Annotated in this window: 12 protein-coding genes; 10 read left to right on the top strand and 2 right to left on the bottom strand. The window is 72.2% G+C overall.

Annotated features, from left to right (window positions below; translation table 11 throughout):
• Nucleotides 1-128 precede the first annotated feature (128 nt).
• The 5 genes from AB5J87_RS08890 to AB5J87_RS08870 all read left to right on the top strand — a co-directional run bounded on the left by AB5J87_RS08890 (nt 129) and on the right by AB5J87_RS08870 (nt 4723).
• Nucleotides 129-644 (top strand): DUF1453 domain-containing protein, encoded by a 516-nt coding sequence (locus AB5J87_RS08890; protein WP_369375816.1) that lies wholly within the window; start codon nt 129-131, stop codon nt 642-644.
• The gene (locus AB5J87_RS08885; protein WP_369375814.1) at nt 641-1816 is read left to right on the top strand and encodes a sensor histidine kinase; all 1176 of its coding nucleotides are present in this window, start codon (nt 641-643) and stop codon (nt 1814-1816) included. The genes AB5J87_RS08890 and AB5J87_RS08885 overlap by 4 nt, the downstream gene beginning before the upstream one ends.
• A 122-nt stretch (nt 1817-1938) precedes the next feature.
• Nucleotides 1939-2550 (top strand): response regulator, encoded by a 612-nt coding sequence (locus AB5J87_RS08880; protein ID WP_369383438.1) that lies wholly within the window; start codon nt 1939-1941, stop codon nt 2548-2550.
• A gap of 98 nt (nt 2551-2648) precedes the next feature.
• On the top strand, nt 2649-3128 hold the full coding sequence (locus tag AB5J87_RS08875; protein ID WP_369375812.1) for a DUF485 domain-containing protein: 480 nt from the start codon (nt 2649-2651) through the stop codon (nt 3126-3128).
• The gene (locus AB5J87_RS08870) at nt 3125-4723 is read left to right on the top strand and encodes a cation acetate symporter (protein WP_369375810.1); all 1599 of its coding nucleotides are present in this window, start codon (nt 3125-3127) and stop codon (nt 4721-4723) included. The genes AB5J87_RS08875 and AB5J87_RS08870 overlap by 4 nt, the downstream gene beginning before the upstream one ends.
• Nucleotides 4724-4790: 67 nt before the next feature.
• Here AB5J87_RS08870 and AB5J87_RS08865 read toward each other — a convergent pair whose 3' ends face one another.
• Both AB5J87_RS08865 and AB5J87_RS08860 read right to left on the bottom strand, forming a co-directional pair.
• A complete protein-coding gene (locus AB5J87_RS08865; RefSeq protein ID WP_369375808.1) occupies nt 4791-5495 on the bottom strand; it encodes a response regulator in 705 nt (234 codons plus the stop codon).
• Nucleotides 5492-7132: an ATP-binding protein gene (locus AB5J87_RS08860; protein ID WP_369375806.1), complete on the bottom strand. Its 1641-nt coding sequence runs from the start codon at nt 7130-7132 to the stop codon at nt 5492-5494. The genes AB5J87_RS08865 and AB5J87_RS08860 overlap by 4 nt, the downstream gene beginning before the upstream one ends.
• A 375-nt stretch (nt 7133-7507) precedes the next feature.
• Here AB5J87_RS08860 and AB5J87_RS08855 point away from each other — a divergent pair, with 375 nt between their 5' ends.
• From AB5J87_RS08855 to AB5J87_RS08835, 5 genes are all read left to right on the top strand, one after another.
• Nucleotides 7508-11737: a discoidin domain-containing protein gene (locus AB5J87_RS08855; protein WP_369383437.1), complete on the top strand. Its 4230-nt coding sequence runs from the start codon at nt 7508-7510 to the stop codon at nt 11735-11737.
• A gap of 99 nt (nt 11738-11836) precedes the next feature.
• Nucleotides 11837-12844, top strand: a complete 1008-nt coding sequence (locus AB5J87_RS08850) for a LacI family DNA-binding transcriptional regulator (RefSeq protein WP_369375804.1) — start codon at nt 11837-11839, stop codon at nt 12842-12844.
• A gap of 201 nt (nt 12845-13045) precedes the next feature.
• Entirely contained in the window at nt 13046-14515 is a 1470-nt protein-coding gene (locus AB5J87_RS08845) for an ABC transporter substrate-binding protein (RefSeq protein ID WP_369375802.1), read from the top strand.
• The gene (locus tag AB5J87_RS08840; RefSeq protein WP_369375800.1) at nt 14512-15396 is read left to right on the top strand and encodes a carbohydrate ABC transporter permease; all 885 of its coding nucleotides are present in this window, start codon (nt 14512-14514) and stop codon (nt 15394-15396) included. Before AB5J87_RS08845 ends, AB5J87_RS08840 begins: the two co-directional genes overlap by 4 nt.
• Before the next feature lie 14 nt (nt 15397-15410).
• Nucleotides 15411-16286, top strand: a complete 876-nt coding sequence (locus AB5J87_RS08835; RefSeq protein WP_369375798.1) for a carbohydrate ABC transporter permease — start codon at nt 15411-15413, stop codon at nt 16284-16286.
• The last annotated feature ends 19 nt before the right edge of the window (nt 16287-16305 follow it).

Below are 16305 nucleotides of genomic sequence, written 5' to 3'. Positions count from 1 at the left end.
TCGTCCACCCGTGGGTGGAGCCGGCGGCTCCACCCGGGTTCCACCCCTGCTCCGATGTGTCTGACCAGCCCGTTTCCGTAACTTCGATGGCGTAGGGGAAACCCGCCGTCGTAGTTCCGGAGGATCGCATGTCCGCGCTCGTCAATGTGCTGGTGGCGGTGGCCGTCGTCGCGCTGATCGTCTCGCGCCAGGTCCGGGCCCAGCAGCTGACCGATGCCAAGCGCTGGTGGATCGTCCCGGCCGTCCTGGTCTACCTCTCGGTCCGGCAGCAGGGCCTGGTCGACCCCGACCACCACGTGGTGTCGGTGCTGCTCCTCGGCGCCGAGCTGGTGACCGGGCTCCTCATGGGCGCCGCCTGGGCCTGGACCACCAAGGTGTGGGCCGAGCCCGACGGCTCGGTGTGGACGAAGGGCACCAGGGCCACCGCGGCCGTCTGGGGCGTGGGCATAGCGGTGCGGCTCGGGCTCGTCGGGCTGGGCGCGCTGGCCGGGATCCACCTGGGCACCGGAGCGCTGCTGCTCGGCCTCGCCGCCTCGCTCCTGGTGCGCAGCGGCATCCTGGTGTGGAAGGCCCAGTCCGTCCGCGCGTCGTACGGTGCCACCGGCGGCACCACGGCCCGCCCGCTGTGGAAGGACCGTGTGTGACCCCGGACATCTGGTTCGCCTGGCCCTCGCGGGAGGCGCTCTCCTTCGAGGGGCAGAGCCGTGCGCGCCTCGGCATCGCCTGGGCGGTGCGCTCGGTGGTGCTCGGCGGCATGCTCTGGAGCGCGATCAGCGACAAGGGGCCGCACGGCTGGTCCTGGGTGGTCGGCGTCGCCATCGTGGCCGCCGTGGTGGTGCTGGCCCGGGCCTTCTTCCGGGAGACCTTCGCGCACCGGCTGTGGCCGTCGCTGGCCGTACTGCTCCTGGTGATGGCGACGGCGCTGGTGGCGCTGAAGTCGGGCTGGGAGGTCTTCGCGGTCATCGTCTGGTGCGGCTGCGCGGTCACCGCCCTGGAGCGGCTTCCGCTGGGCGCGGCGGTGCCCTGCACCCTGGCGGCCCTGGCGGCGTACGCGGTGGTGAACGCCGACAACTGGCCGACCACCGCGATCACCACCGTCGGGCTCGGCCTCGCCGGATACGTGCTGCGGCTGGACGCGGAGGCGCGGGGCAACGCCCAGCGGCTGCTCGCCCAGGAGCGGGCGGCGCGGGCCGCCGAGGCGGAGTCGGCGGCGCTCGCCGAGCGGGCCAGGATCGCCCGCGAGATCCACGACGTGCTGGCCCACAGCCTCTCCGCCCAGCTGGTGCATCTGGAGGCCGCCCGGCTGATGATCGAGCGCGAGCCCGCCGGGGACTTCCGGGACCGGATCCTGGAGCGGGTGGTCTCCGCCCGGTCGATGGCGCGCGAGGGCCTGGCCGAGACCCGGCAGGCGCTCTCCGCCCTGCGGGGCGAGATGACCCCGGTCGAGGACTTCCTGCGCACCCTCGTGGAGGGCGGCGGGCCCGGCGGCGTGGCGGGGGTCGAAGTGACGGGGGAGCGGCGGGCGCTGACCGCGGAGGCGTCCCAGGCGGTGCGGCGCGTGGCACAGGAGGCCATGACGAACGTGCGCAAGCACGCGCCCGGCGCGGCGGTCGCGGTGCGGCTGGAGTATCTGCCCGGTGAAGTGGCCCTGGAGGTGAGGGACTCGGGCGGCGGGCGCTGCGCGGGGGAACTCACGGCCAGCGGTTCCGGATACGGTCTGCTGGGCATGAGGGAGCGCGCCGAGCTGCTCGGCGGATCCCTGGAGGCGGGACCGGAGGAGGAGGGCTTCGTGGTGCGGCTCAGGGTGCCGGCATGACCGGGGAGGGGACCGGCGGGGCCGGTGCGGGTCCCGGTGCGGGGGCGGGGACCGGCGCGGCGGGCGGGGCGATCCGGGTGCTCGTGGCCGATGACCAGGCGGTGGTGCGCGAGGGCATCGTGATGCTCCTCGGGCTGCTGCCCGGGGTGGAGGTGGTGGGCGCCGCCAGGGACGGCGAGGAGGCGGTCGCCCTGGTGGCGGAGGTCTCCCCGGACGTGGTCCTGATGGATCTGCGGATGCCGCGCTGCGACGGCGCCGAGGCGACCCGCCGCATCCGCGCCGCGTATCCGCGCACGCAGGTGGTGATCCTGACGACGTACGCCGACGACGACTCGCTCTTCCCCGCGCTCCAGGCCGGGGCGCGCGGCTATCTCACCAAGGACGCGGGCGGCGACGAGATCCTCCGGGCGATACAGGACGTCCTGGCGGGCCAGGCCGGGCTGGCGCCCTCGATCCAGCGCCGACTGCTCGAACGGGTGATGGAGCCTCCGCCGACGGCGGCTCCGGTCGTGCTGCCCGACGGGCTCACCGGCCGCGAGGGCGAGGTGCTCGGCCTGGTCGCGGAGGGACTGTCGAACCCGGAGATCTCCCGTGCGCTGCACATCTCGACGGCGACCGTGAAGACGCACATCAACAACATCTTCGCGAAGACGGGAGCGAGGGACCGCGCCCAGGCCGTGCGGTACGCGTACCAGCACGGCCTCGCGCGGCCACCGGGTTCGGCCATCACCTAATGGGGTGAAGAGGGGGCGTTGAAGAACGCGGGGGCATCGCCACTGCCCATCCTTGGGCACGCGGCCGAACGGGGCCGTGGACTAAGGAGTGTTGCTCGGTGGAGAAGCAGGAAGGGCACGAACCGGCGCCGGCGCGGATCGACGACCCCTGGTACGACGCGCTCGCCTCCGGCTGGGGCGAGCTGGACGGGACGACGGCGCCCGCGTTCGTCCCGCCGCAGGAGCGGACGGCGGAGCGGGAGGGCGGGCACAGCGCGGCCGACATCTATCTGGAGGTGCAGCGCAGCGCGGCGTTCCAGGAAGTGCGCGCCCGCTACCGCCGGTTCGTCGTCCCGGCCGCGCTGGCGTTCCTCGGCTGGTACGTCGCCTATGTGGTCGCCGCCACCACCGCGCCGGACCTGATGGCGCGCCCGGTGGCCGGCGCGGTCAATGTCGCCATGGTCGCGGGGCTCGGCCAGTTCCTCTCCACCTTCCTGCTCACCTGGGCGTACGTCCGCCACGCACGGCTGCGCCGGGACCGGGCGGCGCTCGAACTGCGGTGGGACACCCAGGAGATGACGCGAGGGGCGGTCCGGTGAGCGTCGGCAGAGACCATCAGGCGCTGGCGCTGCTCCTGTTCAGCGCGTTCGTCGCGACGACACTGGCGATCACCACCTGGGTGAGCCGCAACCGGCACGGCTCGGCGGAGGAGTTCTATGCGGGCGGGCGGTTGTTCTCCCCCATGGAGAACGGTTTCGCCATCGCGGGCGACTACATGTCCGCCGCCTCCTTCCTCGGCATCTCGGGGCTGATCGCCCTGTTCGGCTACGACGGGATGCTCTACTCCGTGGGCTTCCTGGTCGCGTGGCTGGTGGTGCTGCTCCTGGTGGCCGAACTGGTCCGCAACTGCGGGCGGTTCACCCTGGCGGACGTGGTCGCCGCCCGGATGAGCGAGCGGCCGGTGCGGATCGCGGCGGGAACTTCCTCGGTCACCGTGTCCGTTCTCTATCTGGTGGCGCAGATGGTCGGCGCGGGCAGCCTGGTGGCGCTGCTGCTCGGCGGCTCCAGCGGCGCCGCCCGGGCGTGGACCGTCATCGGTGTGGGCGCGCTGATGGTGATCTATGTGTCGCTGGGCGGGATGCGGGCCACCACCTGGATCCAGATCGTGAAGGCCGTCCTGCTGATGGCCGGGGCGATCGCGCTCACCGTGCTGGTGCTGGTGCGCTTCCACGGGAACGTCAATCTGCTGCTCAACACCGCGGCCGAACGGAGCGGCCACGGAAAGGAGTTCCTCTCCCCGGGGCTGAGGTACGGGGGCGGCTGGACCTCGCGGCTGGACTTCATCAGCCTGGGCCTGGCGCTGGTCCTGGGCACGGCGGGCCTGCCGCACATCCTCTCGCGCTTCTACACGGTGCCGACGGCACGGGCCGCCCGCCGCTCGGTGGTCTGGGCGATCGGGCTCATCGGCGGCTTCTACCTGATGACCATCGTGCTCGGCTTCGGCGCGGCGGCCCTGGTCGGCTCCGCCGAGGTCCGCTCGTCGAACGCTGCGGGCAACACGGCGGTGCCGCTGCTCGCGCTCAATCTGGGCGGCGGACCGGGCTCCACAGGCGGAACGGTTCTCTTCGCGGTCGTGGCCGCGGTCGCGTTCGCCACCATCCTGGCGGTGGTCGCCGGGATCACCCTCGCCTCCTCCGCCGCCGTCGCCCACGATCTGTACGCGTCGCTGCGGCGGCGGCACGCGAGGGCGCACAGCGAGGTCGCCGTGGCCCGGGTCGCCGCCGCCGGGGTCGGGGCGGTGGCGATCGGTCTGGGGCTGCTCGCCCGGGACCTGAACGTGGCGTTCCTGGTCGGCCTGGCCTTCGCGGTGGCCGCCTCGGCCAATCTGCCGGTGCTCCTGTACTCGCTGTTCTGGCGGAACTTCACCACCCGGGGCGCGGTGTGGGCGGTGTACGGGGGACTGGTTCCGGCGCTGGTCCTCGTGGTGCTCTCACCGGTGGTCTCCGGCGGTCCGCACGCGCTGTTCCCGGGGGTGGACTTCCAGTTCTTCCCGCTGGAGAACCCGGGCCTGGTCTCCATCCCGCTGGGCTTCCTGGCCGGCTGGCTCGGCACGCTGACCTCGCCCGAGCCGCCGGACGCGGCGCGCCACGCGGAGACGGAGGTGCGGTCCCTGACCGGGGCGGGCGCGGTCTAGGACCCCTGCCCCCAGCCTTCGCAGGATCGATCCGCCCGGGGTGCGCCCGCCACGCCCCGGGCCGGGGTCAGGGACCGGCCGTCCAGGTGTACTGGTGCTCGGGGCGGCCGGTCTCGCCGTACCGCAGACCGAGCCGCACCCGGCCCACCCGCTCCAGGAGCTTGAGATAGCGCTGCGCCGTCTGGCGGCTCACCCCCGCACGCTCCGCGATCCGCTGCGCCGAGAGCGGGCCCTCGGCCGAGAGCAGCACCTGGCGCAGCAGTTCGGCGGTGGTGGGGGAGTGGCCCTTGGGCAGATCGGGCTCGGTGGTGACCGAGAGGGCGCCGAAGAAACGGTCCACCTCGGCCTGTTCGGCCTCCCCGCCGCCGTCGAGGGTGCGGCGCAGCAGCGCGTACGCCTCCAGCTTGGCGCGCAGTCCGGCGAAGGTGAACGGCTTGACCAGGTACTGGAGCGCGCCCTGGCGCATCGCGGCCTGCACGGTGGCCACGTCGCGGGCCGCCGTCACCATGATCACGTCGGTGTGGTGGCCGAGCCGCCGCAGTTCGCGCACGACGGCCAGGCCGTTCTCGTCCGGCAGATAGTGGTCGAGCAGGACGAGATCGACGGGGCGCTCGGCCAGGTACGCGAGCGCCTGCGCGGCCGAATGCGCCTTCGCGACCACCCGGAACCCGGGAACCTTCGCGGCGTACGCGGCATTGATGTCGGCGACCCGGACGTCGTCGTCCACCACGAGGACGTCGATGGGCGCGCCCGGCCCGGTGGAGCGGGTCATCGTGCCTCCTGCGGCAGGGCCTCGCGCAGTGCCTCCGGGAGCACCACGGTGAACTCGGCGCCGCCCTCCGGAGCGTCCGCCACGCGCGCGTGGCCGCCCTGGCGCTCGGCGAAGCGGCGCACCAGGGCGAGCCCGAGCCCGCGCCCGCCGTGCGCGGGCGGTTCCTTGGTGGACCAGCCCTCGGTGAAGATCAGCTCGCGCCGCCCGGCCGGTACGCCCGGCCCGCTGTCCCGGACCCGCAGTACGGCCGTACGCCCCTCGGCGCTCAGCGTGACCTCGACGACCGCGTCCGGGGAACCGGCCGCCGCGTCCAGCGCGTTGTCCACGAGATTGCCCACCACCGTGACCAGGCCGCGCGGGTCCACCAGCCGGTCCGGGAGCCGCGACTGGGCGGTGAGGCGCAGCGCGACCCCGCGCTCGGCCGCGACGGTGGCCTTGCCGACCAGCAGCGCGGCCAACAGCGGGTCCCTGACCTTCTCGGTGACCTGTTCGGCGGTGGTCCGGTGCACTCCGACCACCTCGGTGACGAACGCGACTGCCTCCTCGTGCATCTCCAGCTCCAGCAGTCCGAGCAGGGTGTGCAGCCGGTTGGCGTGCTCGTGGTCCTGGGCGCGCAGGGCGTCGATCAGACCGTGCGTGGAGTCGAGCTCGCGCCCCAGGCGCTCCAGCTCGGTGCGGTCGCGCAGGGTGGCGACGGCGCCGCCGTCGTCGGTGGGCACGCGGTTGGCGACCAGGACGCGATGGCCGCGCACGGTCAGCAGATCGGTGCCGGTCACCCGGCCCGCCAGCACATCGGTGGTGCGCCCGCCGCCCAGCACCTCGTCCAGCGGGCGGCCGGTGGCCTCCGGGCCGACGCCGAGCAGCCGCTGGGCCTCGTCGTTCAGCAGCCGGACCCGGCCGCCGGGGTCCAGCGCCACCACGCCCTCGCGGATCGAGTGCAGCATCGCCTCCCGCTCCGCCAGCAGCGCCGAGATGTCGGAGAAGGCCAGGTCACGGGTCTGCTTCTGGATGCGGCGGGAGATCAGATACGCGGCGAGGGCGCCCGCGGCGAGCGCTCCGCCCGCGTAGGCGAGCAGCCCGGGGATGGCGGCGAGCAGCCGGGCGCGCACGCTGTCGTACTCGATGCCGACGGACACGGCGCCCACGATCGCGCCGCCGGGACCCCGCAGCGGCACCTTGCCGCGCGCGGAGCGGCCCAGCGTGCCGCTGTCGATCTCCATGACCTCCCGGCCCGCCAGCGCGTCGCTGGGGTCGGTGGAGACGATCCCGCCGAGCTGCCTGGTGTCGGGGTGCGACCAGCGCACCCCGCGCCGGTCCATGACCACCACGTACTCGGCCCCGGTGGCCCGCCGGATCCGCTCGGCCGCGTCCTGCACCGGGCCGTCGGCGGCGGGTCCGGAGGCCAGCAGGTCGGCCGCGAGCGTCGGCCGGGCGGCGGCGGACTGGGCGATGGCCAGGGCCCGGCGCATCGCCTGGTCGTCGAGCTGGTGGCTGAGGGGGGCGAGGAAGAGCCCGGTGGCGAGCACGGTGACGCCGGCGGCGATGGCCAGCTGCATCAGCAGCACCTGGGAGAAGACGCGCTGCGGCCAGCCGAACCGCCGCCGTCCGGGTGCGGGCGGGCTGGGGACGGCGCTCATGCCTATGCACGGTAGACGGCCCGGCGGCGCCTGCCGACATTGCGTTCGTCACCCGCGCAAGCGGCTTGCATTGCTTGCGGTGAATTTACGGGCACGTGTCGGACCTCCTGAGAACCCGCAGGAACGGCCACCGGTGGCGGTGAAAGCGAGTGTTCCGGGGGCGTGGGGCGGTGGGCACGGAGGCGGCGGACCGCGGCGGGAACCATGGACGCCTTGGCATATCTCTGCAACTCTCTGAGCACTCAGCGCAAAAACCTCTGTTTTTCAGTGCACAAATCGAGCCGCACGGATCGAGGTCCCATGAGAATCCCCCCACCCCGAGCGCGCGCCCGGCTGCGGGCGCTCCTCGCCGCCGTGGTCGCCGCCGCCCTGCTCATGGCCGTCCGGCCGCCGCTCGCCGCCTCGGCGGCCGGAGGCCCGGATCTGGCGGCGGGCAGACCGGCCGCCGCCTCCAGCGCCAACGCCCCCTACACCGCCGCGAAGATCACCGACGGCGACGCCTCGACCTACTGGGAGAGCGCGGGCAGCGCCCTGCCGCAGTGGGTGCAGGCCGACCTCGGCGCCACCGCGCGCGTGGACGAAGTCGTCCTGCGCCTCCCGGCCGGATGGGAGGCGCGCCGCCAGACCCTCGCGGTCCAGGGCAGCGCGGACGGCACGAGCTTCACCACGCTGGTCGGCGCGGCCGAGTACAGCTTCAGCCCGGCCGACGGCAACACCGTGAAGATAGGTTTCCCCGCCGCCAGGACCCGGTTCGTACGGATCGACATCAGGGCGAACACCGGCTGGCCCGCCGCCCAGCTCGCCGAGCTGGAGGTGCACGGCGCGGGCACGGCGGGCGGCAATCTCGCCCTCGGCAAGAACCTCACCGCCAGCAGCCACACCCAGGGCTATGTGCCGGGCAACGCCGGCGACGGCAACCGGTCCAGCTACTGGGAGAGCGCGGGCAGCGCCCTGCCGCAGTGGCTCCAGGTGGACCTGGGCGCCTCCGTCCGGATCGACACAGCGGTGCTGAGGCTGCCGGACGGCTGGGGCACCCGCACCCAGACCCTCAAGCTCCAGGGCTCGGCCAACGGCACGGACTTCGCCGACCTGACGGCCTCCCAGGGGTACGAGTTCGGCGCGGCCACGGGCCAGTCGGCGACGCTCGCCTTCGACGCGGTCACCACCCGGTACGTCCGCGTCCTGGTCACCGCCAACACCGGGCAGCCCGCCGGACAGCTCGCCGAGCTGGAGGTCTACGGCCCGGCCACCGGCGACACCCAGCCGCCCACGGCCCCGAAGAACCTGGCGTACACCGAACCCGCCACCGGCCGCATCAGCCTGACCTGGGACGCGGCGACCGACGACACCGGGGTGACCGGCTACGACGTGTACGCCAACGGCGAGCTGCGCACCAGCGTGCCGGGCAGCACCACCGGGTACACCGACACCCAGCCCACCGGGGCGACCGTCTCGTACTACGTACGGGCCAAGGACGCGGCCGGGAACCAGTCGCCCAACAGCAACACCGTCACCCGCAAGGGCGACACCGGCGACACCCAGGCGCCGACCGCCCCCGGCCCCCTCGCCTACACGGAACCGGGCGGCGGGCAGATCAAGCTGACCTGGGGCGCCTCCACCGACGACACCGGGGTCGCCGCCTATGACGTTTACGCGGACAACGCCCTGCTCAAGAGCGTGGCCGGGACGGTCACCGACTACACCGACACCCGGCCCGCCGGCGCCACCGTCTCCTACTTCGTACGGGCCAGGGACGCGGCGGGCAACCAGTCCGGCGCCAGCAACACCGTGACCCGCACCGGAAGTTCGGACGGCGACGGCTCCAACCTCGCGGTCGGGAAGCCGGTCGCCGCGTCCTCGGTGATCCAGAACTTCGTGGCGGAGAACGCCGTGGACAACAGCGTGACCACCTACTGGGAGGGCGCGGCCAACAGCTATCCGAACACGCTCACGGTGAAGCTGGGCGCCAACGCCGACACCCGCTCGGTGGTGCTGAAGCTCAACCCCGACAGCGGCTGGGGCGCCCGCACCCAGAACATCGAGGTCCTCGGCCGGGAGCAGAGCGCGAGCGGCTACACGAGCCTCGTCGCGGCCAAGGACTACGCCTTCGACCCCAAGAGCGGGAACACGGTGACCGTCCCGGTGGCCGCCCGGGTCGCCGACGTCCGGCTCAGGTTCACCGCCAACTCCGGTGCCACGGCGGGGCAGATCGCCGAGTTCCAGGTGATCGGGGTGCCCGCGCCCAACCCGGACCTGGAGATCACCGCGCTGAGCGCCGCCCCGGCCGCGCCGGTGGAGTCGGACGCCGTGACGCTCTCGGCGACCGTGCACAACCGGGGGACCTCGGCCTCGCCCGCCACCACCGTCGCCTTCCGGCTCGGCGGGGCCGCGGCGGGCACGGCCGGCGTCCCGGCGCTGCCCGCCGGAGCGTCGCAGGTCGTGACCGCGGACATCGGCGCCCACGAGGCGGGAACTTATCCGCTGGGCGCGGTCGTTGATCCGGACAACACCGTCATCGAGCAGAACGACTCCAACAACAGCATCACGGGCGCCCCACTGGTGATCAAGCCGGTCGACTCCTCGGACCTGACCGCTTCCGCCGTCACCTGGTCCCCGGGTGCTCCCTCGGCGGGCCAGTCCGTCTCCTTCGCGGTGGCGGTGCGCAACCAGGGCACGGTGGCCTCCGGCGGCGGATCCCACGCCGTCGCGCTCACCCTGCTGGACGCCTCGGGCGCGCCGGTGAAGACGTTCACCGGCGCCGTGGACGGAGTGATCGCGGCGGGCGCGACGGCGCCCGCGGTGAACCTGGGGAGCTGGACGGCGGCCAACGGGAAGTACTCGGTGAGGGTGGTGATCGCGGACGACAGCAACGAGATACCGGCGAAGCGCGCCAACAACAGCAGCACCCGGCCGTTCTTCGTGGGGCGCGGCGCCGACATGCCGTACGACACCTACGAGGCCGAGGACGGCGTCACGGGCGGCGGGGCCGCGGTCATCGGCCCCAACCGGACCGTCGGCGACCTCGCGGGCGAGGCGTCCGGACGCAGGGCGGTCACCCTCAACAGCACGGGCAGCTATGTGGAGTTCACGACCAGGGCGCCCACCAACACCCTGGTCGCGCGGTTCTCGACGCCCGACGCCCCGGGCGGCGGCGGCCAGGACTCCACGCTCGACGTCTATGTCGACGGCACCTTCCGCAAGGCCGTCGACCTGACGTCGAAGTACGCCTGGCTGTACGGGGCGGAGACCGGCCCCGGCAACTCCCCGGGCGCGGGAGCGCCACGGCACGTCTACGACGAGGCGAACGTGCTGCTCGGCGACACCGTGCCCAAGGGCAGCCGGATCCGGCTGCAGAAGGACGCGGCGAACCGGTCGACGTACGCGGTCGACTTCATCGCCCTGGAGCAGGCGGGCGTGCTGCCCGACCCGGACCCGGCGACGTACGCGGTGCCCGCCGGATTCACCCACCAGGACGTGCAGAACGCGCTGGACAAGGTGCGGATGGACACCACGGGCAAGCTGGTGGGCGTCTATCTGCCGCCGGGTGACTACCAGACGGCGAGCAAGTTCCAGGTGTACGGGAAGGCGGTGCGGGTGGTCGGGGCCGGGCCCTGGTTCACCCGGTTCCACGCGCCCGCGGACCAGGAGAACACCGACATCGGCTTCCGGGCCGACAGCACGGCCAAGGGGTCGCTGTTCAGCGGCTTCGCGTACTTCGGCAACTACACCTCGCGCATCGACGGACCGGGCAAGGTGTTCGACTTCGCCAATGTCTCGGACATCACGATCGACAACATCTGGGCCGAGCACCAGGTGTGTCTGTACTGGGGGGCCAACACCGACAACATCACCATCAAGAACTCGCGGATCCGCGACACCTTCGCCGACGGCGTCAACATGACGAACGGCTCGACGGGCAACCACGTCGTCAACAACGAGTCCCGGGCCACCGGCGACGACAGCTTCGCGCTGTTCTCGGCGATCGACGCGGGCGGCGCGGACGAGAAGGACAACGTCTACGAGAACCTGACGTCGCTGCTGACCTGGCGGGCCGCCGGGGTCGCGGTCTACGGCGGCTACGACAACACGTTCCGCAACATCCGGATCGCCGACACCCTGGTCTACTCCGGGATCACGGTGAGCTCGCTGGACTTCGGGTATCCGATGAACGGCTTCGGCACCGGTCCCACGACGTTCGACGGTGTCACCATCGAGCGGTCGGGGGGCCACTTCTGGGGCGCCCAGACGTTCCCGGGGATCTGGCTGTTCTCGGCGTCGAAGGTGTTCCAGGGGATCCGCATCAGCAATGTCGACATCATCGACCCCACGTACAGCGGGGTGATGTTCCAGACCAACTACGTGGGAGGGCAGCCGCAGTTCCCGATCAAGGACACCGTGCTGACGAACGTCAGCGTCTCCGGCGCCCACCGCAGCGGTGACGCCCACGACGCCAAGTCGGGCTTCGGGCTGTGGGCGAACGAGATGCCGGAGGCGGGCCAGGGACCGGCGGTGGGTGAGGTCACTTTCAACGGGCTGAAGCTCTCCGACAACGCACAGGACATCAGGAACACCACGTCCACGTTCAAGATCAACATCAATCCCTAGGCGGGCGGGGAAGGCGTGACGGATGCCGCCCCGGGGCTCCCGGGGCGGCATCCCCCTGCTACGCAAGCCGCTTGCACGGCTTGCGCTACTCTTGCGCGCATGACGCGACGACTTGCTCAGGTGGCGAAGAAGGTCGGGGTCAGCGAGGCCACGGTCAGCCGGGTGCTCAACGACAAGCCGGGGGTCTCCGCATCCACCCGGCAGGCCGTGCTCACGGCGCTCGACGTCCTCGGCTACGAGCGCCCCACCCAGCTGCGCGGTGAGCGCGCCCGGCTGGTCGGGCTGGTCCTGCCGGAGCTCCAGAACCCGATCTTCCCCGCGTTCGCCGAGGTCATCGGGGGTGCGCTGGCCCAGCAGGGGCTCACGCCGGTGCTCTGCACCCAGACCAAGGGCGGGGTCTCCGAGGCCGACTACGTCGAGCTGCTCCTCCAGCAGCAGGTCTCCGGGGTGGTCTTCGCCGGCGGGCTGTTCGCCCAGCGGGAGGCGCCGCACGGGCACTACCGGCAGCTGGCCGAGCGCAAGGTGCCCGTCGTGCTGATCAACGCCTCCATCGACCGGCTCGACTTCCCCTGTGTGGCCTGCGACGACGCGGTGGCGGTGGAGCAGGCGTGGCGGCATCTGGTCTCGCTCGGCCACCGCCGCATCGGACTGGTGCTCGGCCCGCCCGACCACGTGCCCTCCCAGCGCAAGCTGGACGCGGCCCTGGCGCTGGCCGCCGCGTCCGGCGAGGAGCTGCCCGGGGAGCGGGTGGAGCGGGCGATGTTCTCCCTGGAGGGCGGCCAGGCGGCGGCCTCCAGACTGCTGGAGCGCGGGGTCACCGGGATCATCTGCGCCAGCGACCCGCTGGCGCTCGGCGCGGTGCGGGCGGCCCGGCGCCGGGGGCTGGGCGTGCCCCGTGACGTGTCGGTGGTGGGGTACGACGACTCCGCCTTCATGAACTGCACCGAGCCGCCGCTGACCACCGTGCGCCAGCCCATCGAGGCGATGGGCCGGGCCGCGGTGGAGCTGCTGTCCGCGCAGATCGGGGGCGGTGTGGTGCCGGCGGGCGAGCTGCTCTTCGAGCCGGAGCTGGTGGTGCGCGGCTCCACGGCGCAGGCGCCGCGCTGACCGGACCTCCCGCCGGGATCCCCCAACACCCCTGCGCGCCGGGCGACTTCGCCCGGCGCGCTTCTGTGTGCAGAGGGCTGTCAATCATTTGCGAATTCAGCGCGAGATATTGCGTCCATCTGCTGTCGGTGGTTGAGTGTGCCGCGCCCCGGGGCCCCTCGGCCGGGGGCACTGTCACGCTGAGCCCGAAGGGGACCATCGATGAGACGCATCCGGCTCCGCCCCGCCCGCCCCACCGGCCATGCTCACCCCACCGGCCCCGCCCGCCGCATCCGCCCCGGCCGCCGCGCCCCGGCCACCGCTCTGCTGTGCGCCGCCGCCCTGACCGTCCTCGCCGCCTGCGGCACCAGCAGCAGCGGCGGCGCCGACACCCGTTCGGGAGGCGGCGGTTCGTCCGACCCGGCGGCCCCGCTCGACCCCAAGACCAAGGTCACGCTCACCATCGACTGCATGCCGCCCGCCGCCAAGGCGGCCGAGCTGAAGGAGTGGAAGGAGGACGTCGCCACCTTCAACCAGACGTATCCGAACGTCCGGATCGTCGGGAAGTCGACGCCCGGCCAGTGCGAGGAGCCCGCCCGGTTCACCGCGATGCTGAAGGCCAAGTCGCAGCCCGACGTCTTCTACACGTACTTCACCGATCTCCAGCAGGTCCTCGACAACGGCGGCGCCGCCGACATCGGCCCCTACGTCACCCCGAAGTCCGTCCCGGCGCTCGCCGACATCGACCCGGACGTCCTCGGCGTGCTCAAGCGCGACGGCAAGCTCTACGGCCTGCCCACCAGCAACTACCGCATGGGCCTGCTGATCAACCGCACGCTCTTCCGCCGGGCCGGTCTCGACCCCGACCAGCCGCCGGCCACCTGGGCCGAGGTCCGCGCCGACGCCAAGGCGATCGCGGCGCTCGGCAACGGGGTGTACGGATACGGCGACTACAGCGCCGAGAACACCGGCGGCTGGCACTTCACCGCCGCCCTCTACGGCCTGGGCGGCGAGGTGGTCTCCGCCGACGGGACCAGGGCGGCGTTCGACGACGCCCTCGGCCGCCAGGTCGTCCAGAACCTGCACGACATGCGCTGGACCGACGCCAGCATGAGCAGGACCCAGCTGCTGAAGTGGGGCGACCTGCAGAAGCAGATCACCGCGGACAAGCTGGGGATGTTCCTCGCCGCGCCCGACGACATCGCGTACATGGTCCAGCAACTGGGCGCCAAGTACGAGAACTTCGGCATGGGGCCGATCCCCGGCGGCCGGGCCACCCTGGGCGGCGGCAACGGATACATGATCAAGAAGGGCAGCTCGCCCGACAAGATCAAGGCCGCGATCGCCTGGCTGAACCTCAAGACGCTCTCGCCGGGCAAGGGGCAGTTCGACTGGGCCCGCACCAAGGCGGACGGGCTGCCGGTCGGTGTGCCGCAGCCCAACTTCTTCCTCGGCGCCACCAAGACCGCCGACGACCGGGCGCGCGCCGACAACGCGACGATGCCGGTGGCCAACTTCCGCGCGTACCGCGACCATCCGGTGCCCGGCAAGGCCGAGCCGCCCCGGGCCCAGGAGATCTACAAGGTCCTCGACAACGTGATGTCCGGGGTCCTGACCAACCGGAACGCGGACGTCGACAAGCTGCTCTCCACCGCGCGCTCCCAGGTCGACCAGGTCCTGGCGAACCGATGACGAGGACGGCCCCTCCCGCACTCAAGCGCCAGCTGACCGCACACGGCTTCCTGATCGGCGCGGTGCTCTGCTTCGCCTTCTTCTCCTGGTACCCGATGGCCCGGGAGTTCGTCCTGGCCTTCCAGAAGACCGAGGGCGGGCGCACCACCTGGGCCGGCTGGTCCAATCTGAGCCATGTCTTCCACGACCCGGCGTTCTGGCAGGCGTGGCGCAACACCCTGCTGTTCACCGGGCTCGCGCTGGTGCTCGGCTTCGCCCTGCCCTTCCTGGTCGCCGTGCTGCTCAATGAACTCCGCCACGGCCAGGGGTACTTGCGGATGCTCGTCTATCTGCCGGTGATGCTGCCGCCGGTCGCCTCGGTGCTGCTCTTCAAGTACTTCTACGACCCGGGGTACGGGCTCTTCAACCGCGTACTGGAGCTGCTGCACCTGCCCGCCCAGCAGTGGCTCCAGTCCACCGGCACCGCGATGGTCTCGGTGGTGATCGCGGCGACCTGGATGAACATGGGCAGCGCCACCCTGGTCTACCTGGCGGCGCTGCAGGGCATCCCGGGCGAGCTGTACGAGGCGGCGGAGCTGGACGGGGCCGGGCTGCTGCGCAAGATCTGGCACGTCACCGTGCCGCAGACCCGGCTGGTGCTGTCGCTGATGTTCCTGATGCAGATCATCGCGACGATGCAGGTGTTCACCGAACCGTTCCTGCTGACCAATGGCGCGGGCCCGGAGGGGTCCACCACGACCGTGGTCTATCTGATCTACCAGTACGCCTTCAACTTCAACGACTACGGCGGCGCCGCCGCGCTCGGGCTCTGTCTGCTCGTCCTGCTCGCCGGGTTCTCGGCCGCCTACGTACGGCTGAGCCGCGACGGCGACGGCCAGTGAGGACGGCGGGAGACATGTCGACACGCACCCTGATCTCACCGGCGGCCCTGGGCCGGACCCGGGGCAAGGCCGTCTACTGGACCGTGTTCACCCTGGTGATCGTGGTGTTCACGCTGGTCTTCGCGGGGCCGCTGTACTGGATGGCGACCAACGGGCTGAAATCGACCGACGAGTTCACCCGGATCCCGCCCACCCTGGTCCCGCACGGCGCCCACACCGAGAACTACGCCCACGCCTGGAAGGTCATGGACCTGGCCCGGCTGCTGCGCAACACCCTCTGGTACGCGTGCGGCGCGCTGGTCTTCCAGCTGGTCCTGGACGTCGCCGCGGCCTACTCGCTCTCCCGCCTGCGGCCCCTGTTCGGCCGGGAGATCCTCGCGATGATGCTGGCCACGCTGATGATCCCGGCGGCCGTCCTCGTCGTACCGCAGTACCTCACGGTGCTGGACGTGCCGGTCTTCCGGCGCAATCTGCTGGACTCGCCCTGGGTGATCTGGCTGCCGTCCGTCACCAACGCCTTCAACATCTTCCTGCTGAAGCGGTTCTTCGACTCGATCCCGCGCGAGCTGCTGGACGCCGCCGCCATCGACGGGGCCTCGCCCCTGCGCACCCTGCGGTCCGTGGTGCTGCCCGTCTCCCGGCCCGTCCTCGGCGTCGTCTCGATCTTCGCGGTGGTCGGCGTCTGGAAGGACTTCCTCTGGCCGATGCTCACCCTGCCCGACCCCTCCCGGCAGACCCTCAACGTCGGCATCTACTCGCTGGCCCAGGGCGTCCCCGAGAACTGGCTGACGGCCGCGCTCGCCATGGCCAGCCTGCCCACGCTCATCGTCTTCCTGGTCTTCCAGCGCAACATCATGAGCGGTCTGACCGCGGGCGGCCTCAAGGGCTGACCCGCCGCGCCGCCCCTCC

The sequence above is a fragment of the Streptomyces sp. cg36 genome (genome assembly GCF_041080675.1).
GTDB lineage: Bacteria > Actinomycetota > Actinomycetes > Streptomycetales > Streptomycetaceae > Streptomyces.
The sequence above is the reverse complement of the archived record's forward strand: the minus strand, read 5'-3'. Positions and strand labels throughout refer to the sequence as shown.

Bases quoted from the DNA above. Each gene is read 5' to 3' on its own strand.
- AB5J87_RS08890 (WP_369375816.1), top strand. From the start codon at position 129: ATGTCCGCGCTCGTCAATGTGCTGGTGGCGGTGGCCGTCGTCGCGCTG.
- AB5J87_RS08880 (WP_369383438.1), top strand. From the start codon at position 1,939: ATGCTCCTCGGGCTGCTGCCCGGGGTGGAGGTGGTGGGCGCCGCCAGG.
- AB5J87_RS08865 (WP_369375808.1), bottom strand. From the start codon at position 5,495: ATGACCCGCTCCACCGGGCCGGGCGCGCCCATCGACGTCCTCGTGGTG.
- AB5J87_RS08860 (WP_369375806.1), bottom strand. From the start codon at position 7,132: ATGAGCGCCGTCCCCAGCCCGCCCGCACCCGGACGGCGGCGGTTCGGC.
- AB5J87_RS08855 (WP_369383437.1), top strand. From the start codon at position 7,508: ATGGCCGTCCGGCCGCCGCTCGCCGCCTCGGCGGCCGGAGGCCCGGAT.
- AB5J87_RS08850 (WP_369375804.1), top strand. From the start codon at position 11,837: ATGACGCGACGACTTGCTCAGGTGGCGAAGAAGGTCGGGGTCAGCGAG.
- AB5J87_RS08845 (WP_369375802.1), top strand. From the start codon at position 13,046: ATGAGACGCATCCGGCTCCGCCCCGCCCGCCCCACCGGCCATGCTCAC.
- AB5J87_RS08840 (WP_369375800.1), top strand. From the start codon at position 14,512: ATGACGAGGACGGCCCCTCCCGCACTCAAGCGCCAGCTGACCGCACAC.
- AB5J87_RS08835 (WP_369375798.1), top strand. From the start codon at position 15,411: ATGTCGACACGCACCCTGATCTCACCGGCGGCCCTGGGCCGGACCCGG.